Origin of the sequence: Rhizobium anhuiense (assembly GCF_003985145.1) — a bacterium.
Classification (GTDB): domain Bacteria; phylum Pseudomonadota; class Alphaproteobacteria; order Rhizobiales; family Rhizobiaceae; genus Rhizobium; species Rhizobium anhuiense.
Genome location: NZ_ML133532.1, coordinates 150,997 through 167,912, shown reverse-complemented (window position 1 = coordinate 167,912; position 16,916 = coordinate 150,997). Strand labels below are relative to the sequence as shown.

At 61.6% G+C, this 16,916-nt stretch carries 15 protein-coding genes and 1 tRNA gene; 4 read left to right on the top strand and 12 right to left on the bottom strand.

Annotated features, from left to right (window positions below; all coding sequences use genetic code 11):
- Positions 1-37: 37 nt before the first annotated feature.
- A complete protein-coding gene (locus EEQ99_RS25275; RefSeq protein ID WP_127431255.1) occupies positions 38-1,285 on the top strand; it encodes an NAD(P)/FAD-dependent oxidoreductase in 1,248 nt (415 codons plus the stop codon).
- Here EEQ99_RS25275 and EEQ99_RS25270 read toward each other — a convergent pair.
- The 8 genes from EEQ99_RS25270 to EEQ99_RS25235 all read right to left on the bottom strand — a co-directional run bounded on the left by EEQ99_RS25270 (position 1,275) and on the right by EEQ99_RS25235 (position 9,994).
- Positions 1,275-1,811, bottom strand: coding sequence for a gluconokinase (locus tag EEQ99_RS25270; protein WP_047613669.1), 537 nt, complete (start codon positions 1,809-1,811; stop codon positions 1,275-1,277). The genes EEQ99_RS25275 and EEQ99_RS25270 overlap by 11 nt on opposite strands.
- A gap of 26 nt (positions 1,812-1,837) precedes the next feature.
- Positions 1,838-2,791: a peptide ABC transporter ATP-binding protein gene (locus EEQ99_RS25265; protein WP_047613667.1), complete on the bottom strand. Its 954-nt coding sequence runs from the start codon at positions 2,789-2,791 to the stop codon at positions 1,838-1,840.
- Positions 2,788-3,804 (bottom strand): ABC transporter ATP-binding protein, encoded by a 1,017-nt coding sequence (locus tag EEQ99_RS25260; RefSeq protein WP_063476361.1) that lies wholly within the window; start codon positions 3,802-3,804, stop codon positions 2,788-2,790. The genes EEQ99_RS25265 and EEQ99_RS25260 overlap by 4 nt, the downstream gene beginning before the upstream one ends.
- Positions 3,804-4,694 carry an ABC transporter permease subunit gene (locus EEQ99_RS25255; RefSeq protein WP_028758277.1) on the bottom strand — a complete coding sequence of 297 codons (891 nt, stop codon included), beginning with the start codon at positions 4,692-4,694 and terminating at the stop codon, positions 3,804-3,806. The genes EEQ99_RS25260 and EEQ99_RS25255 overlap by 1 nt, the downstream gene beginning before the upstream one ends.
- A 9-nt stretch (positions 4,695-4,703) precedes the next feature.
- Positions 4,704-5,708, bottom strand: coding sequence for an ABC transporter permease subunit (locus EEQ99_RS25250; protein ID WP_028758278.1), 1,005 nt, complete (start codon positions 5,706-5,708; stop codon positions 4,704-4,706).
- An 87-nt stretch (positions 5,709-5,795) separates the two neighbouring features.
- The gene (locus tag EEQ99_RS25245) at positions 5,796-7,391 is read right to left on the bottom strand and encodes an ABC transporter substrate-binding protein (RefSeq protein ID WP_047613664.1); all 1,596 of its coding nucleotides are present in this window, start codon (positions 7,389-7,391) and stop codon (positions 5,796-5,798) included.
- A 371-nt stretch (positions 7,392-7,762) separates the two neighbouring features.
- Positions 7,763-8,245 (bottom strand): iron-responsive transcriptional regulator RirA, encoded by a 483-nt coding sequence (gene rirA, locus EEQ99_RS25240; protein ID WP_028758280.1) that lies wholly within the window; start codon positions 8,243-8,245, stop codon positions 7,763-7,765.
- Between the two features lie 252 nt (positions 8,246-8,497).
- Positions 8,498-9,994: a CoA-acylating methylmalonate-semialdehyde dehydrogenase gene (locus EEQ99_RS25235; RefSeq protein WP_127431254.1), complete on the bottom strand. Its 1,497-nt coding sequence runs from the start codon at positions 9,992-9,994 to the stop codon at positions 8,498-8,500.
- A 175-nt stretch (positions 9,995-10,169) separates the two neighbouring features.
- On the opposite strand from EEQ99_RS25235, the gene EEQ99_RS25230 reads away from it, so the two are divergent.
- Complete coding sequence (locus EEQ99_RS25230; RefSeq protein WP_097622982.1) at positions 10,170-10,484, top strand: putative quinol monooxygenase; 315 nt, start codon at positions 10,170-10,172, stop codon at positions 10,482-10,484.
- On the top strand, positions 10,481-11,362 hold the full coding sequence (locus EEQ99_RS25225) for a LysR family transcriptional regulator (protein ID WP_127431253.1): 882 nt from the start codon (positions 10,481-10,483) through the stop codon (positions 11,360-11,362). The genes EEQ99_RS25230 and EEQ99_RS25225 overlap by 4 nt, the downstream gene beginning before the upstream one ends.
- Here the strand turns inward: EEQ99_RS25225 and EEQ99_RS34750 are convergent.
- The 4 genes from EEQ99_RS34750 to EEQ99_RS25210 form a co-directional block, all read right to left on the bottom strand.
- Positions 11,359-11,526 carry a hypothetical protein gene (locus EEQ99_RS34750; protein WP_088930367.1) on the bottom strand — a complete coding sequence of 56 codons (168 nt, stop codon included), beginning with the start codon at positions 11,524-11,526 and terminating at the stop codon, positions 11,359-11,361. The genes EEQ99_RS25225 and EEQ99_RS34750 overlap by 4 nt on opposite strands.
- Positions 11,527-11,570: 44 nt before the next feature.
- Positions 11,571-12,008, bottom strand: a complete 438-nt coding sequence (locus EEQ99_RS25220) for a DUF4174 domain-containing protein (protein ID WP_127431252.1) — start codon at positions 12,006-12,008, stop codon at positions 11,571-11,573.
- A 95-nt stretch (positions 12,009-12,103) separates the two neighbouring features.
- Positions 12,104-12,180, bottom strand: a tRNA-His gene (locus EEQ99_RS25215).
- A gap of 131 nt (positions 12,181-12,311) precedes the next feature.
- Positions 12,312-12,761 carry a phasin gene (locus EEQ99_RS25210; RefSeq protein WP_127431251.1) on the bottom strand — a complete coding sequence of 150 codons (450 nt, stop codon included), beginning with the start codon at positions 12,759-12,761 and terminating at the stop codon, positions 12,312-12,314.
- A 214-nt stretch (positions 12,762-12,975) separates the two neighbouring features.
- Here EEQ99_RS25210 and EEQ99_RS25205 point away from each other — a divergent pair, with 214 nt between their 5' ends.
- A complete protein-coding gene (locus tag EEQ99_RS25205; protein ID WP_127431250.1) occupies positions 12,976-16,830 on the top strand; it encodes an ATP-binding protein in 3,855 nt (1,284 codons plus the stop codon).
- The last annotated feature ends 86 nt before the right edge of the window (positions 16,831-16,916 follow it).

The window sequence follows — 16,916 nt, the reverse complement described above, 5'->3', positions numbered from 1 at the left end:
ATTTTCACCCCGATAAACAAAGCGGAATGCAGGGGAAATGACGAAGAACGCAATCGTGCTCGGCGCCGGCATCGTCGGGGTTTCCACGGCCATCCATCTTCAGCGGCGCGGCCGGCAGGTGACGCTGATCGACCGCAAGGATCCGGGCAACGAAACCTCCTTCGGCAATGCCGGCCTGATCCAGCGCGAAGGTGTCGCGCCTTACGGCTTTCCCCAGCAGCTCGGGCTTTTGCTGCGTTATGCGCTGAATAACCGCATCGATGCGCATTATCACCTGCGCACGCTGCCGAGCCAGATCGCCTTTCTCGCCCGCTACTGGTGGAACTCCAATGCGCGCCGCCACGCGCTCATCACCCGGGCCTATGCGCCGCTGATCGAAAATTCGATTGCCGAACACAAGGACCTGATCGAAGCGTCGCAGGCTGAAGCGTTGATCCGCAAGGATGGCTGGATCAAGCTTTTCCGCACGCAGGCCAAGCGCGACGCGGCTCTTGCGGAGGCAGCACTTTGGCAGAATGAATTCGGGGTGGAGTACGACAGCCTGGCTCCGGCCGATATCGCCCGCATGGAACCTGATCTTTCCGGCGATTTCGCCGGTGCTATCCGCTGGCGCGACCCCTGGTCGGTGCTCGACCCGCATGCGCTGACATCGGCCTATCGCCACTATTTCGAAAGCCTCGGCGGCCGTTTCGTCACCGGGGATGCCGCCTCGCTCGGTCCGTTCGGCTCCGGCTGGAAGATCATGACGACAGAGGGTCCGCTCGAAGCCGAGGATGCCGTCATAGCGCTCGGCCCCTGGGCGGCCGTTGCGACGCGCCGGCTCGGCTATTCCCTCCCACTCGGGGTCAAACGCGGCTATCACATGCATTATGCCGCCGAGGGCGATGCCGTGCTCAACAACTGGATGCTCGATGCCGAACGCGGCTACTTGCTGGCGCCGATGAACCGCGGCATCCGCCTGACGACCGGGGCGGAGTTTGCAACGCTCGACGCGCCGAAGACGCCGGTCCAGCTCGACCGTGCCGAAGCCGTCGCGCGCACCATCTTCCCGCTCGGCAGGCGGCTCGATCCCGAGCCTTGGATGGGTGCTCGCCCCTGCACGCCCGATATGATGCCGGTTATCGGCAAGGCGCCGCGCCATCAGGGGCTGTGGTTTGCCTTCGGCCATGCCCATCACGGGCTGACGCTCGGGCCGGTGACGGGCCGCGTGCTTGCCGAACTCATCACCGGCGAGACGCCGTTCATCGATATTGCGGCCTATTCGCCGCAGCGTTTCAAGCCGTGATGCCGAGAGCAGCGAGACCTTTGAGAGCGGTCGCCGCGATGCCGTCCACCGTGTCGTCGATATCGACGGTGACGACGCCCGGCTCGCCCGTGGGCACCTCAAGCGTCGCCAGCTGGCTTTCGAGCAGCGAGACCGGCATGAAATGGCCCTTGCGCTCGCCCATCCGCTTCGTCAGCAGCGCCTTGGAGCCTTCGAGATAGACGAAGAACAGATTGCCGCCGACAGCCGCCCGCAGCCGGTCGCGATAGACGCGCTTCAGCGCCGAGCAGGAGACGATGATGCCCTCGCTCTTGTCAAGCGAGGCCTGCATGTCCTCGCCGATTAGGTCGAGCCAGGGCATCCGGTCCTCATCCGTCAGCGGAATGCCCTTCGACATCTTTTCGACATTGGCGGCCGGATGAAGCGCATCGCCTTCGACGAAGGCCAGGTGCAGGGCCTCGGCGAGCTTTTCGCCGACGGAGGATTTGCCGCAGCCGCTGACCCCCATGACGATGATCGCATGGGGTTTGTTCATCTGCTCCGACATGATTCCTCCCAATCGATGTTTCCCGCTCAATCGAGCGGGAAGTGACAGGCATATTGTTGTTCGCCCTCTCCCCTTAATTCGGGAGAAACCTGGCGGCAATGGTCCTGCGCCTTCCAGCAGCGCGGATTGAAGTGGCAGCCCGACGGCGGCTTCAACGGCGACGGCAGCTCACCCTGCAGGCGGATGCGGCTCTTCTCGCGGTCGGGATCGGCAATCGGCGTGGCCGACAGCAAGGCGGCCGTATAGGGATGGCGTGGCCTGGCGAAGACCTCGGCGGCGGGACCGGTTTCGACCGGGCGGCCGAGATACATCACCATCACCTCGTCGGCGATATGATGGACGACGGACAGGCCATGCGAGATGAAGAGATAGGCAAGACCCATCTCCTTCTGCAGGTCCATCAAGAGGTTCAGCACCTGCGCCTGGATCGACAGATCGAGCGCCGAGACCGGTTCGTCGAGCACCAGCACCTTCGGCCGCAGCATCAGGGCGCGGGCAATGGCGATGCGCTGACGCTGGCCGCCTGAGAACATGTGGGGATAACGGCCATAATGCTCCGAACGCAGGCCGACGCGCGCCATCATCTCCTCCACCTTGCGGCGGCGGGCGGCGGCGTTGAGATCGGTGTTGATCTTCAGTGGCTCTTCGAGGATCGAGCCGACCTTCTGGCGCGGGTTGAGCGAGCCGTACGGATTCTGGAAGACGATCTGCACCTGGCTGCGCAGGCTGCGGTCGCCGACATTGGCGGGCTTGCCGTCGATCAGCAACTGCCCTGACGTCGGATCCTCGATCATGGTGACCAGGCGGGCGAGCGTCGACTTGCCGCAGCCGGATTCGCCGACGACGGCGAGCGTCTTGCCGGAATGGAGGCTGAAGCTGACGCCGTTCAGCGCCTTGACGGTGGCGTCGGCTTTGAAGAAACCACGGTTGACGGTGTAGAAGCGGGCGAGATCCCTGCCCTCGAGAACAGCATCCGTCATACGAGGTCTCCTGCAGTTTCAACGGCCATCACGCCCGGATGGCCGAGCGGCTTGCCGTCCTTCAAAGGATAGTTGCAGAGCGCCAGGCCCAACTCCGGCCCCTGACGAACGACGCCGCGATCGCATTCGACCGTGGCGAAGCCGCAGCGCGGCGCGAAAAGACAGCCTGTCGGGCGACCGTGCTGACCGGGCACGACACCGGCGATCGAGGGAAGGCGCTGGCCGACTTTGGCGCGTTCCGGGAGGGCCGCGAGCAGGGCTGCGGTATAGGGATGATGCGGATCGCGGAACAGCGCCCTCACCGGCTGCTCCTCGACCTTCTGGCCGGCATATTGCACCTGCACGCGCTCGGCGGTTTCGGCGACGACACCCATGTCGTGGGTGATCAGCACCAGCGCCATGCCCTGCTCCTTCTGCAGGCGAACGAGCAGATCGAGGATCTGGGCCTGGATCGTCACGTCGAGCGCGGTCGTCGGCTCATCGGCGATGAGCAACTTCGGATTGCAGGCGAGCGCCATTGCGATCATGACGCGCTGGCTCATGCCGCCGGACATCTGATGCGGGAAGTTCGACAGGCGGTCTTCCGGCGCCGGAATGCCGACGAGATTCAAGAGCTCGATCGAGCGTTGGCGGCGCTCCTTGCGGTTGAGGCCCATATGAAAGCGCAGGGTCTCACCGAGCTGGAAGCCGACCGTGAAGCACGGATTGAGGCTCGACATCGGCTCCTGGAAGATCATCGCCATATCCTTGCCGACGATCCTGCGGCGCTGGCGGGCGGAGATGCCGCGCAGATCCTTGCCGTCGAACTGCAGACGGTCGGCGGTGATCTTCGCTGTCCAGGGCAGAAGCCCCATCAGCGCCAGCATGGCAACGGATTTGCCCGAGCCGGATTCACCGACGACCGACAGGATTTCGCCCTTGTCGCAGGCAAGCGACACGCCGTCGACGGCGCGGAACAGACCGGAAGAGGTCTGGAATTCGACAGTCAGATTTTCAATCTCGAGGAGCGACATCACGACCTCTTCAGTTTGGGATCGAGCGCGTCGCGCAGGCCGTCGCCCATCAGGTTGATGGCGAGAACGGTGATGAGAATGGCAAGACCCGGGAAAGTTACGACCCACCAGGCACGCGAAATAAACTCTCGGGCTTCAGCGAGCATCGTGCCCCATTCGGGTGTCGGCGGCTGAGCGCCTTGGCCGAGGAATCCGAGGGCGGCTGCATCGAGGATTGCCGCCGAAAAGGCAAGCGTCGCCTGGACAATCAGCGGGCCCAGACAGTTCGGCAGGATCGTCTTGAACATCAGGCGCAAAGTGCCCGCGCCCGCGACACGCGAGGCGATCACATATTCTCTTTCACGTTCAGACATGACCGAAGCGCGAGTCAGCCGCACGAAATGCGGCACGTTTACAATCGAAATTGCAATCATTGCGTTGGTAAGACCAGGCCCGAGGATGGCAACTAGCACGAGAGCAAGCAGCAGCGACGGAAAGGCCATCACAATATCCATCACACGCATGACCACGGTGTCGACGTGACCGCGAAAAAAACCCGCCGCGAGGCCGATCAATACGCCTGACACAACCGAAAGCGAGACCACGATGACCCCGATGAACAGCGAGAAGCGTGCGCCATAGATCAAGCGCGAGAGAATGTCGCGGCCGACAGCGTCGGTCCCAAGCGGATACGTTGCGCTGCCGCCCGCCGTCCAGAACGGTGGCGCCAGAAACAACTGGCGGTTTTGTTCGTCAGGCATATGTGGTGAAACCAGCGGCGCGAAAATTGCCAACAGCAAGATGAAAACGAAGACAGCGAGGCCGATAACGGCACCCTTGTTGCGTGAGAAATAGTGCCAGAACTCCGCAAGAGCGGATGGCTGACCGGTATTGACGGTGACCGTGCTCATGGACCACTCCTAGTGACGAATACGTGGATTGATGAAGCCATAGAGGACATCAACAATCAGATTGACCAGCATGATGACGCCTGCGATCAGGAGAAGGCCACCCTGGACCACTGCGTAGTCGCGCTTCGACACCGCGTCGATCATCCACTTGCCGATGCCCGGCCAGGAAAAGATCGATTCTGTGAGAATGGCGCCGGCTAGCAAAACGCCCATCTGCAGACCGATCGTCGTGACGACCGGTATCATCGAGTTTCGCAATGCATGCACGCCGACGACGCGCAGCGGCTTCAATCCTTTTGAACGGGCGGTACGAACATAGTCCTCGCCCAACACCTCAAGCATCGCCGACCGGGTCTGACGCGCGATGACGGCGAGCGGGATGGTCGCTAGCACGATGGTCGGCAGGATGAGGTGGCTCGCAGCTGAGGCGAAAGCCCCCTTTTGCCCGGACAGCAGGCTGTCGATGAGCATGAAGCCGGTCACCGGCTTGAAAAAGTACATGAAGGATATGCGGCCGGAAACCGGCGTCCAGTTAAGATACCCCGAAAAGAAGATGATGAGCATGATGCCCCACCAAAAAATCGGCATGGAATAGCCGACGAGGGCGACACCCATCACGCTCTGATCGAACCACGTGCCTCGCTTAACGGCCGCAAAGACGCCGGCAGGCACCCCAAGACAGACCGCGAGAATGATGGCGCAGAAGGAAAGCTCGACTGTTGCCGGGAACAACGTCAGGAACTCGCCGAGAACGGGGCGCTTGGTGACGATCGAGGTGCCGAGATCGCCGTGCAGCACTTTTACGAGATAATCGAAATACTGCACATATATGGGCCGGTCGAAGCCGAGATCGTGCATGATCTGGGCGTGACGTTCCGGCGCCATGACACGTTCACCCGACAGAAGCATGACCGGATCGCCCGGAAGCAGGCGGATGAACGAGAAGGCAATGAGTGAAACGCCGAGAAACGTCGGGATCAGCACCGCGAGGCGGCCGATGAAAAAACGCAACATAGCAGGTTTTCCAATAGTTTCCGGCGGTCAGGGCAACCTGACCGCCGGCCGCACCCGGCGTTGACCGGGTAGTTTACAGATTTTTTATTATTCGGAAATGTCCACGCCGTCGAAACGGTGGATGCCGAGCGGATCCATGAAGAAGCCCGAGACCTTCTTGCTCATCGGAACGAAGACCAACGAGTGGTCGAGCGTATTCCAGGGAGCTTCCTTCTTGAAGATCAGCTGAGCCTGCTCATAAGCCTTGGTGCGCTCGGCGACGTCGGCCGTCTGCTTGGCCTTCGTCATCAGATCGTCGAACTCCTTGTTGCACCACTGCGCGCGGTTGTTGCCGCCGACAGCGTCGCAGCCAAGCAACGTATCCATGAAGTTGTCGGGATCGCCGTTGTCGCCGGTCCAGCCGAGGATGACGGCACCGTCGCGATTCTTGTCGGACGAGAGCTTCAGATATTCGGCCCATTCATGGGTGACGATTTCCGCATCGACGCCGACCTTGGCCAAGTCGGCCTGCATCAATTCGGCGGCGCGACGCGCGTTCAACATGTACGGACGCGAAACCGGCATTGCCCAGATCTTCATCTTCAGATCCTTGACGCCGGCATCTGCCAGCATCTTCTTCGACGCATCGGGATCGTACTTGTCGTCTACGACGGCATCGTTATAGGACCACATCGTCGGCGGGATCGGGTTCTTGGCAACGGCCGCGGCACCCTGGAAGACGGCATCGACGATCGCCTGCTTGTTGATCGCCATGTTCAGCGCCTTGCGGACTTCGGCCTTGTCGAATGGAGCAATCAAGGTGTTGTAGGCGAGATACGAAACGTTCAGGCCGGCCTGCTCGAGCACGGTCAGGTTCTCGTCCTTCTTGAGTTCGGCGACGTCAGCCGCATTCGGATAAGGAATGAGGTGGCATTCACCGGCTTTCAGCTTCTGCGCGCGGACGGCGGCGTCAGAAGTGATGGCGAAAACCAGATCGTCGATCTTTTCCTTGCCCTTGAAATAGGTCTCGTTGGCCTTGTAGCGGATGACGGCATCCGGCTGGTAGGCGACGAAGGTGAACGGACCGGTGCCGAGCGGCTGCTGGTTCATCTGCGCCATTTTGCCGTCGGCGGCAAGCTTGTCGGCGTATTCCTTGGAGACGATCGAGGCGAAGTCCATGGCGAGGTCGGCGAGGAACGGCGCTTCGGGATGGTTGAGGGTGAACTTGACAGTGAGGTCGTCGACCTTCTCAATCGACTTGATCAGCTCCGGGAAGCCCATGCCGGCAGCATATTCGTAAGAGCCGCCCTCGACATACTTGTTCCAGGGATTGTCAGCCTTGAGCTGGCGCTCGAACGAGAAGATGACGTCGTCAGCATTGAAGTCACGCGTCGGCGTGAAGAAGTCGGTGGTCTGGTACTTGACGCCCGGATGCAGCTTGAAGGTGTATTCCTTGCCGTCGGCCGAAACGCTCCAGCTGTCGGCCAGGCCCGGCTCGATCTCGGTGCCGCCATGCTTGAATTCGACGAGACGGCTGTAGACCGTGCGCGACGACGCGTCGAAGGTCGTGCCTGCCGTGTAGAGGCTCGGGTCGAAGCCTTCCGGCGAGCCCTCGGAGCAATAGACAAGGGTCTTGGACCAGGCCGACGTCGCCATGACGGAAATCAGGGCCGTCGCTGCCAGGAGGACAGAGATCTTTTTCATAGTATTGTTTCCCGGTTGTTCTTTTTTGATGTTTGGAGATCGTAGAATGGCATCACGATCGACGGTTGATGGAACGATATTTATCTACTGAAAGCAACGGGCTACGGAGAAAAATTTTCCAGCTGGACAATTTTAGAAATTTTCAGTCAAAAATCAGCCGCATTTGGAAATTTTCGGACAAAAAAGACCGGAATTTTGTCGCATTTGGTATAAAAGCGCCGCCATCGCGACACGCGGACGCCATCCCCCCGCATTTCCGAGACCGGGAGACGCCGCAAAAACAAAAACCGCGGCTGCTGGAGCAACCGCGGTTCAGAAGCATAATCTGCGCTTAGAGCGCCGTGCGTCCTTTCGGACGCACAAGGGATAGTTCAGGCGGCGGGGACAACGATCGCGGGTTTGCGATATTGCTGCTCACCGGTGATTCCGAGAAGGAAATTGATCTGCGGACGGGCCTTGACGAGGTCGTCGATGGAATATTCCGAAAGCACGGCGAAGAAGGCGTTGAGCGCCTTGCGCAGCGCCGAATTCAGGCCGCAGCTGTCGACCAGCGGGCATTCGACCTCACCGTCATCCTCGAAGCATTCGGCCATGGCGAAACTGTCTTCCGTGACCCGAACCACGTCGAAGAGGGTGATGTCGGCCGCCGGCTTGCCCAAGCGCACGCCGCCGTTGCGACCGCGCACGGTCTCGACCAGACCCGCCTTGTTGAGCGGCTGGAGAATCTTGAAAAGAAAGAGCTCGGAAACACCATAGGCCTTGGCGATTTCCGGAATCCGGCTCAAGTGCCCGTCGTTGGCAGCACAATACATCAACATGCGAACCGCATAGTTGGTCTGCTTCGTCAACCGCATGCCATTCTCCTGACTCGTGCCTGTTCAGACCTATATAGGCGGTTTGCTAGTTTTGAACAATTCCAAAATATGAAATTCGCATTCAGCTTATGAGGCCATTTGCCGCGACGTCAATTCGGCCCCATGACGGGAATCGCATGACCGGCAGTTCATCTGAAAGCAACGCCGCCGAAAATCAACAACTTAGAATCGAAAAGTTCGGGGGCCCTAAGGCCCCCGAATTGCAGATTGCAGATGGGAATGTCGTGAAGATCACTTCATCGTCGGCATGACGAACTCGGCGCCGCTCTTGATGCCCGAGGGCCAGCGGGCGGTGACCGTCTTGGTCTTCGTCCAGAACTTGATCGAATCCGTGCCGTGCTGGTTGAGGTCGCCGAAGCTCGAAGCCTTCCAGCCGCCGAACGAGTGATAGGCGAGCGGAACCGGGATCGGAACGTTGATGCCGATCATGCCGATATTGATGCGCGAGGCGAAATCGCGGGCGGCATCACCGTCGCGGGTGTAGATGGCGACGCCGTTGCCATATTCGTGCTTCATCGGCAGCGACAGCGCATCCTCGTAGTTCGCGGCGCGGACGACGGAAAGGACGGGTCCGAAGATCTCGGTCTTGTAGATGTCCATCTCGGGCGTGACATGATCGAACAGGCAGCCGCCGACGAAATAGCCGTCTTCATAGCCCTGGAGCTTGAAATCGCGGCCGTCGACGACAAGCTTGGCGCCTTCCTCGATGCCGCGGTCGATGAGGCCGCGGACGCGGTTATAGGCATCCTTGGTGACGAGCGGGCCCATGTCGGCCTTGTCATCGGTGTAGGGGCCGATGCGCAGCGATTCGATCTTCGGCGTCAGCTTCTCGACGAGGCGGTTGGCGGTCTCTTCGCCGACCGGAACGGCAACCGAGATCGCCATGCAGCGCTCGCCGGCCGAACCGTAGCCTGCGCCCATCAGCGCGTTGACGGCCTGGTCCATATCGGCATCCGGCATGATGATCATGTGGTTCTTGGCGCCGCCGAAGCACTGGGCGCGCTTGCCGTTCATCGCCGCCGTGCCATAGACGTAGCGGGCGATCGGCGTCGAGCCGACGAAAGAGACGGCGCCGATATCGGGATCGGTGAGGATCGCATCGACGGCACCCTTGTCGCCGTTGACGACGTTGAGAATGCCGGCGGGCAGACCGGCCTCGATCATCAGTTCTGCGAGACGGATCGGCAGGGAGGGATCACGCTCGGAAGGCTTCAGGATGAAGGCGTTGCCGCAGGCGATCGCCGGCGCAAACATCCACATCGGGATCATGCCGGGGAAGTTGAAAGGGGTGATGCCGGCGCCGATGCCGACCGGCTGACGGATCGAATACATGTCGATCGCCGGGCCGGCGCCCTCGGTGAATTCACCCTTGGCGAGATGCGGAATGCCGCAGACGAATTCGCAGACTTCGAGGCCGCGGATGACGTCGCCCTTGGCATCCTCGATCGTCTTGCCGTGTTCCTTGGAAATCAATTCGGCAAGTTCATCCATGTGCTTGTTCAGGAGTTCGACGAACTTGAAGAAGACGCGGGCGCGGCGCTGCGGATTGGTGGCAGCCCATTTCGGCTGCGCGGCCTTGGCGTTTTCGACTGCGGCGCGCAGTTCCTCGACGCTTGCAAGCGCGACCGTCGCCTGCACTTCGCCAGTTGCCGGATTGTAGACGTTGCTCACGCGGCCGCTGGTGCCGGCAACATGCTTGCCGCCGATGAAATGACCGATCTCATGCATGGGTGTTCCTCCTGTTTTTGGATGACCGACAATCGCACTTCAATTTGCACAAATCAATGCGCTGATATAAGGAACTGTTGTGCGTAGATTGTAGTCCTGTCGTTGCATCGGGCCTGCTGCTTACAAACTTGGCACGGCACGTCGACAAGTCAAATCCCAAGGGGAGGTCAAACCGTTGAGCCGGAAACCCGTCGTCAGAATGGCGGAGCTGGAGATCGCTCCGGAGACGCTGGAAACCTATAGCGCATTGCTCGCAGAGGAAATCGAGGCATCGGTGGCGTTGGAAGACGGCGTCCTTTCCCTCTGCGCCGTTTCCATCAGGGACCACCCAAACCGCATCCGTATTCTGGAGGTCTACACCGACCAGGCGGCATATGAGGCCCATCTGCAGGCACCGCATTTCCTGAAATACAAGAACCAGACGGCGGGCATGGTGAGATCGCTGGCGCTGATCGAGGTCGATCCGATCGCCATGCGTGCCAAGCCATGAACTGGGACGATGTGCGTATTTTCCTGGCCGTCGCCCGCACCGGGCAGATCCTTGCCGCCTCGAAGCGGCTGGGGCTCAATCACGCCACGCTCTCGCGCCGGCTGACGTCGCTGGAAGAGGCGCTGAAGACACGGCTTTTCATCCGCCGCACGAATGGCTGCGAGCTGACGGCCGAAGGCGAAGTGTTCCTGGCATCCGCAGAGCGGATGGAAACCGAAATGCTCGCAGTACAGGCCAGCCTCGGCCACACCGATACGGCTATTGCCGGGACCGTGCGCGTCGGCGCGCCCGATGGGTTCGGTGTATCCTTCCTGGCGCCGCGCATAGGCAGACTGATCGAGCGCCATCCGGAACTGAAGATCCAGCTCGTACCCGTGCCGCGCTCTTTCTCGCTGTCGCAGCGCGAGGCCGATATCGCCATCACGCTGGAGCGGCCGGTACAAGGCCGGCTCGTCTCTTCCAAACTCACCGACTACACGCTCGGCCTCTATGCCTCACGCGACTACCTCGCCGCCCAGGGCACGCCCGGCGATATCGAGGCGCTGAAGGCGCATCCGCGCATCGGCTATGTCGAAGACCTGATCTTCACCGCCTCGCTGAATTTCTCCGGCGAGGTGATGCGCAGCTGGGATGCGAGCTTCGAGATATCGACGGCGATCGGGCAGACGGAGGCGGTGCGATCAGGCGCCGGCATCGGCATTCTGCACGATTATATCGCCCGGCAGTATCCGGAGCTCCAGCGCATCCTGCCTGAAATTTCGATCCGGCGGGCCTACTGGACGACCTATCACGAAACGGCGCGCGATCTCGTGCGCGTCAGGAGCGTTGCCGATTTCCTGCAGGAACTCGTCAGCGCCGAGCGCCATATTTTTCTTTAAACGTCCCGCACGTGCTTTGCCGGCTCGTCGTTCTCGTCCGGGTTCGGAACCGGCGCCTCGTCGGGCAGCCTGTCCGGCTCCGGTTCCGTGATCGGAGGCACCGGCTTCCAGCCGGGTGCCGGCATCGGCGGCTGGTCGGGAATGGGTTCGTTGGGCACGGACATGACCGCCTCCCTTTCATGATCTTGGTTTGACGCGATGTTCGGGACTATTTGTCCGGCTTCAGCGATTCGGCAGCGCGCATCGGCATGCTGTCGATGATGGCGAAGAGCTCGCCATCGGTGATCGGCTCGCTGGCCTTCAGCTTGACAGTGCCGTCCTTGCCAACAAGAAAGGCCGCGAACTCGCCCACATCGGGCGCCTGGAGATCGCGGCGGATCGCTTCGCCGTCGAGACCATCGGGGGCACCGAAGAGCGGCCGAACGCCGGCGCCTGATATCTTCAGCACCACCAGGTCACGCTCATCGAGGGCCGAGCGATCGGCCAGCAGCTGGTTCTCCTGGCGGGCGGCGCGGGCATTGTCCCTGTCGGCGAAAACAACGAAAACGCGGTTCTTCCACTGGAACGCAGCAAGGCTTTCGACCGGCGCATAGGCGCTGTTGGTCTGATCGACCTTGGTCGCACCGTAGAGAAGGGTTTTCGACATGCGTATCTCCCGTTAGCTGGAGAACGGCGCGGGCCGGCATGGGTTCCATCGAAACGGCGGGAACCGGGTTTTCATTCTGATCGTGGGGGAAGAAATGGTACGGTTGGGGGGTCTCGAACCTCCGACCTCAGGTGCCACAAACCTGCGCTCTAACCAACTGAGCTACAACCGCATAAATCACGCTTGGCGCGACGGGGGTCACATACGAGGACTTGGCGATGAATTCAAGCCCCCTTCCTCGTCAATATACAAAAAGGCTGGACGCGAGGTCCAGCCTTTTGTCTGCGATCGGTAAAAGACCGATCAGGCGACCTTGAAGGAAGCCATGGCCTTTTCGGCGGCGTCCTTGGAAGGCTTTGCGAGCTTTTCGGCCACCTGCTTGGTGGTTTCCTGGATCGACTTCGCCTGCTCGACAGTGAGTTCGGCCTGCTTGCGGATGAAGGAGGTCTGCAGTTCGAAGAATTCGGCGGCGGACTTGACGCCGAGCAGCGCTTCGAAGTGCGACAGCGAGTTCTCGGAATTGACGCGCAGGATGTCGATCGCCTTCAGGCCGATCTCAACGCTGCCGGCCTGAGCCGTCTGGACGGTGGCTTCGAGCGTCTTGCCGGCTTCCTCGCCAGCGGTCTTCAGCTTGGCATAGGCATCCTTCGACTGCTGGGCGCCCTTTTCGGCGAAATCACGGAAGGATTCGGCGAACTTGGACGGGTCGAAAGAAGCAATTGAAAAAACGTCATCGGTCTTTATGGTAGCCATGGGTCGCATCCTTTGGGCTGAGGCAGTCGCTGCCTTCGATAGTTGGGATGATGCTTATATAAGACATATCATTGTGCATTGCAACAATTATTGTGCGATGCACAAGACGTTAACCTTTCCGGCCGAAAACACCCTGCTCTTCTGGACCGGCATGCCACCCGCAGTTATTAATAAGCCGTTAATTTAAGAAGGCCGACAGCGACAAGGTTCGAACATGCCCGCAGTCCAATATCCGTTCATCGATATCGCCGTGCATGCACGGGTGCGGGAACGCTTTTCACGCGGCGAGGCGATGGTGCTGTTTTCGGCCGATCTTGCCCGCCTGCTCTGGGCAAACGGCGCAGGTGCGGAGCTTTTCGGCCATTCGGCGGTCTATGACCTGCTCGACCAGGGCGTCGACCGGGGCGACATTACCTTCCGCCAGCTGGAAACGGCCGCGCGCCAGCTTTCCGATATCGGTGACAACAGAAGCCTGATGATCCGCGTCGCCAAGGGCTTCCAGCGCGCCCAAGTGCAGGCGGCGGCCGAACTGATCCGGCTCTCCTCAGGCGAAAAGGCCATCCTGTTTTCGGTGCCGGTCTCGGCCAAGCCATTGGCGGCCGGCGCCTCGGCGGCGCAGATGCTGCAAGGGCTTGATGATCCCGATACGCATATGGCGGTGATCGGCGCCAATGGCGAAGTCATCGCCGCTTCGCCGGGCTTTGCGTCGCTCGGCATATCAGAGCAGACCGCAAAGACCTTGATCAATCTTGCCGGCGCCCATCCCGACCGGCTGGTGAAGCGTCCCGTCGCCACCACCAGAGGCAATCTTCCGGCCGCCTTCGGCAAGCTCAGCGACGAGCCGGCGCTCCATCTGCTTTTTGCCGTGGAGGCCGCGATCGGCGATCTCGACCCGATCGATGCCCCCGCGCTCGACCCGGTCGATGCGCCCGCGCAGGAAGAAAGCGTGCCGCCCGCCGAACTGCTTCAGGACGAGCCTGCCGTCGCCACCGGCTTTACCGAGATTATCGACGCGGTCTCGGGGATCGAAGAGGTCGAGGAGACGCTCGAGGACATCACCGGCGAAAACGAACAGCCGGCCGAGACAGCAGCGGCATCCGCAGACGAGGCAGTCGAGGAGGCAGGTCTCCCCGGACATGCCGAGTTGGAGAGTGACGTCGGTGTGATCGACAGCAGCGCGGATGAGGCCGATAAGCCTGCCGCGACCATCGAGGACGACCTTGCCTCCTTCACCGAGACGGTGGAAACGGCCGTGGCGGAGCCGTCTGCCGAAACCCACGAAACGCCTATCGAAGATGCGCCGGAAGCGGTTCATGAAGAGCCCGCCATCGCAACGCCTGTGGTCCCCAACGCTGCCCCTGCTCCTGAGCTTGCGGCTGAGCCCGGCTTCGTCTTCAGGCCGAATAGCCGCGCCACGCGCTTCGTCTGGAAGATCGACGCCGATGGCTGCTTCACCGAGGTCAGCCACGAATTTGCCGAGGCCGTCGGTCCACATGCGTCCCACATCATCGGTTCGGCCTTCGGCGATGTCGCCGCCCTTTTCAACCTCGATCCTGACGGCAAGCTTTCCGAGGCGCTCGCCCGCCGCGACACATGGTCGGGCAAGACGATCCTCTGGCCGGTCGAAGGCACCAGCCTCGTCGTTCCGGTCGATCTGGCAGCACTGCCGACCTATACCCGCAACCGCGACTTCGACGGCTTCCGCGGCTTCGGCGTCGTCCGGCTTTCGGACGCGCAGGAAGATCCGCTGGCGCTCGGCCTGACGCTTGGCCCTGATGGTATCGGCCATGATGCCGCGAGCCTCGGCCCGGTGGCCGATGAAGCGGAAGCCGCGTCCCAGGAGGTCCCGGCCGAAACCATCGTGTCGGAAGAGATCGGCGACCAGGCGTTTGTGGCAGCCGAACCGGAGACCGAAGAGACGGGATCGGAAGAGATCACGGCCGAAGAGGCGATCGCCGAGACGTCAGCGCCGGAGAATACAGTAGAAGAACAGGCGACGGGCGCCGACGAAGCACCTGCCGCCGGGCCGGCAGCGGATCTTTCGGACGAGCCGCCGGCGCTTCGCATTGCCGAGACGCCCAATCGCCGTTTCTCCGACAAGATCGTTCAGCTCCACAATACCAGCGCCGGGCTGACGGCCGCCGAACAGGCGAATTTCCGCGAGATTGCCAAGCGCCTGGAAGCCTTCGGCACGCGCAAGGAAGAGCCCGCCGCTCCAGCGCCGATGGAACCCGCAGCCCCGGCGTCGGCGGCACCTACCGTGACGGCGGCGGTGGAATCCGCCGTCGCGGAAATGGCGAGCTTCGAAGGGGCCTCTGGACATGAAGAGTCCGAGGCCGAAACTCCCGGCGACAAGGCTGACATCGCCTCGCCCGAGGAAATCGCGCCGCAAGAGGCGATCTTCGAGAATGCCGTCGAGGCCGAGCGCGAAGACGACGTCGTCGCCGAGGAGCCGGCTGTTATCGCCGAAGACGAGGCGACGGAAGGACTTGAGGAGACGGTCAGCCAGATCGAGGTTCTCACAAGCTTCATCCCGCCGCGCGTCAAGATGACCGACGGGCTTTCGGTGGGAACGGTCGACCAACTGCCTGTCGCCGTGCTCATCCATATCGGCGATGCGCTGATCCATGCCAATCCGGAATTCATGCGGCTGACGGGCTATGCTTCGCTCGACGCATTGCGCGAGGTGGGCGGCATCGAAGCCCTGCTGCAGCGCCGCGAACTCGAGGAGAAGGCGGCCGGCTCCAGCACCATGATGCTGGTCAAGGCCGATGACACGCTGGCGCCGGTGACCGCCCGGCTGCAATCGGTGCGCTGGGAAGATGCCAACGCGTTGATGCTGGCGCTGATGCCGGTCGAAGGCAAGGATGACAGCCGCAGTGAAGCAAGCCGCTCCGAGGGCCGTTTCGAAGCCCGTCCCGAGCGGATGGTCGAGAAGGTCGCCAAGCTTCAGGTCGAAGTGGAGGAATTGCGCTCGATCCTGGAAACGGCGACCGACGGCGTCGTCGTCATCGGCACGGAGGGCGACATCCGCTCGATGAACCGGTCGGCGAGCGCGCTTTTCAATTACGACGAGCAGGAGACGCGCGGCAAACCCTTCGTCATGCTGTTTGCCCATGAGAGCCAGAAGGCGGTCCTCGACTATCTGAACGGCCTCTCCGGCCATGGTGTGGCCAGCGTGCTGAACGACGGACGCGAAGTGATCGGCCGCGAGGCGGCCGGCGGCTTCGTGCCGCTGTTCATGACCATGGGCCAGCTCACCTCCTCCAATGGCTACTGCGCCGTCATCCGCGATATCACCCAGTGGAAGCGCACCGAAGACGAGTTGCGCAACGCCAAGGGTGCGGCCGAAACCGCCAACGCCCACAAGACCGATTTCCTCGCCCGCGTCAGCCACGAGATCCGCACGCCGCTCAATGCGATTATCGGCTTTTCCGATATGATGGCGGGCGAGCGCTTCGGACCGATCGGCCATCCCCGTTATATCGAATATGCCAACGACATCGGCCGCTCCGGCCGGCACGTCCTCGATATCGTCAACGATCTGCTCGACATTTCGAAGATCGAGGCGGGCGAGATGGACCTCGATTTTGCCGCCGTCGGCCTCAACGAGGCGGTTTCCGAAGCCGTGGCGCTGGTGCAGCCGCAGGCGAACGGCCAGCGCGTCATCATCCGCACGGCGCTGTCGCATGCGGTGCCCGAAGTCGTGGCGGATCTGCGCTCGATCAAGCAGATCGCGCTCAACATCCTGTCGAACGCCATCCGCTTCACCCCGTCGGGCGGGCAGATCGTCGTTTCCACCGCCTACGAGGCCAATGGCAGCGTTGTCTTGAGGGTCCGCGATACCGGCATCGGCATGACGCGCAGTGAACTCGACCAGGCGATGAAGCCGTTCCGGCAGGTCTCCTCGACCCAGTCGCGCCACCGCGGCGACGGCACCGGGCTCGGCCTGCCGCTGACCAAGGCGATGGTCGATGCCAACCGGGCGGTGTTCTCGATCAATTCGGCGCCGAACGAGGGCACCCTCGTCGAGATCACCTTCCCGTCGCAGCGGGTGCTGGCCGGCTGATCAGCGCAAAAGGAAAGCGATCACCACAAAGAAAAGGCAGCCCGGAGGCTGCCTTGAAAATTGGTGCTGTTCAACAAGAGCTCAGT

Excerpts from the sequence above, each read along its gene's own strand:
- EEQ99_RS25255 (WP_028758277.1), bottom strand. The coding sequence starts at position 4,694 with ATGAGCACGGTCACCGTCAATACCGGTCAGCCATCCGCTCTTGCGGAG.
- EEQ99_RS25260 (WP_063476361.1), bottom strand. The coding sequence starts at position 3,804 with ATGTCGCTCCTCGAGATTGAAAATCTGACTGTCGAATTCCAGACCTCT.
- EEQ99_RS25210 (WP_127431251.1), bottom strand. The coding sequence starts at position 12,761 with ATGGCTACCATAAAGACCGATGACGTTTTTTCAATTGCTTCTTTCGAC.
- EEQ99_RS25235 (WP_127431254.1), bottom strand. The coding sequence starts at position 9,994 with ATGCATGAGATCGGTCATTTCATCGGCGGCAAGCATGTTGCCGGCACC.
- EEQ99_RS25220 (WP_127431252.1), bottom strand. The coding sequence starts at position 12,008 with ATGTCGAAAACCCTTCTCTACGGTGCGACCAAGGTCGATCAGACCAAC.
- EEQ99_RS34750 (WP_088930367.1), bottom strand. The coding sequence starts at position 11,526 with ATGTCCGTGCCCAACGAACCCATTCCCGACCAGCCGCCGATGCCGGCA.
- rirA (WP_028758280.1), bottom strand. The coding sequence starts at position 8,245 with ATGCGGTTGACGAAGCAGACCAACTATGCGGTTCGCATGTTGATGTAT.
- EEQ99_RS25270 (WP_047613669.1), bottom strand. The coding sequence starts at position 1,811 with ATGTCGGAGCAGATGAACAAACCCCATGCGATCATCGTCATGGGGGTC.
- EEQ99_RS25245 (WP_047613664.1), bottom strand. The coding sequence starts at position 7,391 with ATGAAAAAGATCTCTGTCCTCCTGGCAGCGACGGCCCTGATTTCCGTC.
- EEQ99_RS25205 (WP_127431250.1), top strand. The coding sequence starts at position 12,976 with ATGCCCGCAGTCCAATATCCGTTCATCGATATCGCCGTGCATGCACGG.
- EEQ99_RS25275 (WP_127431255.1), top strand. The coding sequence starts at position 38 with ATGACGAAGAACGCAATCGTGCTCGGCGCCGGCATCGTCGGGGTTTCC.
- EEQ99_RS25265 (WP_047613667.1), bottom strand. The coding sequence starts at position 2,791 with ATGACGGATGCTGTTCTCGAGGGCAGGGATCTCGCCCGCTTCTACACC.
- EEQ99_RS25225 (WP_127431253.1), top strand. The coding sequence starts at position 10,481 with ATGAACTGGGACGATGTGCGTATTTTCCTGGCCGTCGCCCGCACCGGG.
- EEQ99_RS25250 (WP_028758278.1), bottom strand. The coding sequence starts at position 5,708 with ATGTTGCGTTTTTTCATCGGCCGCCTCGCGGTGCTGATCCCGACGTTT.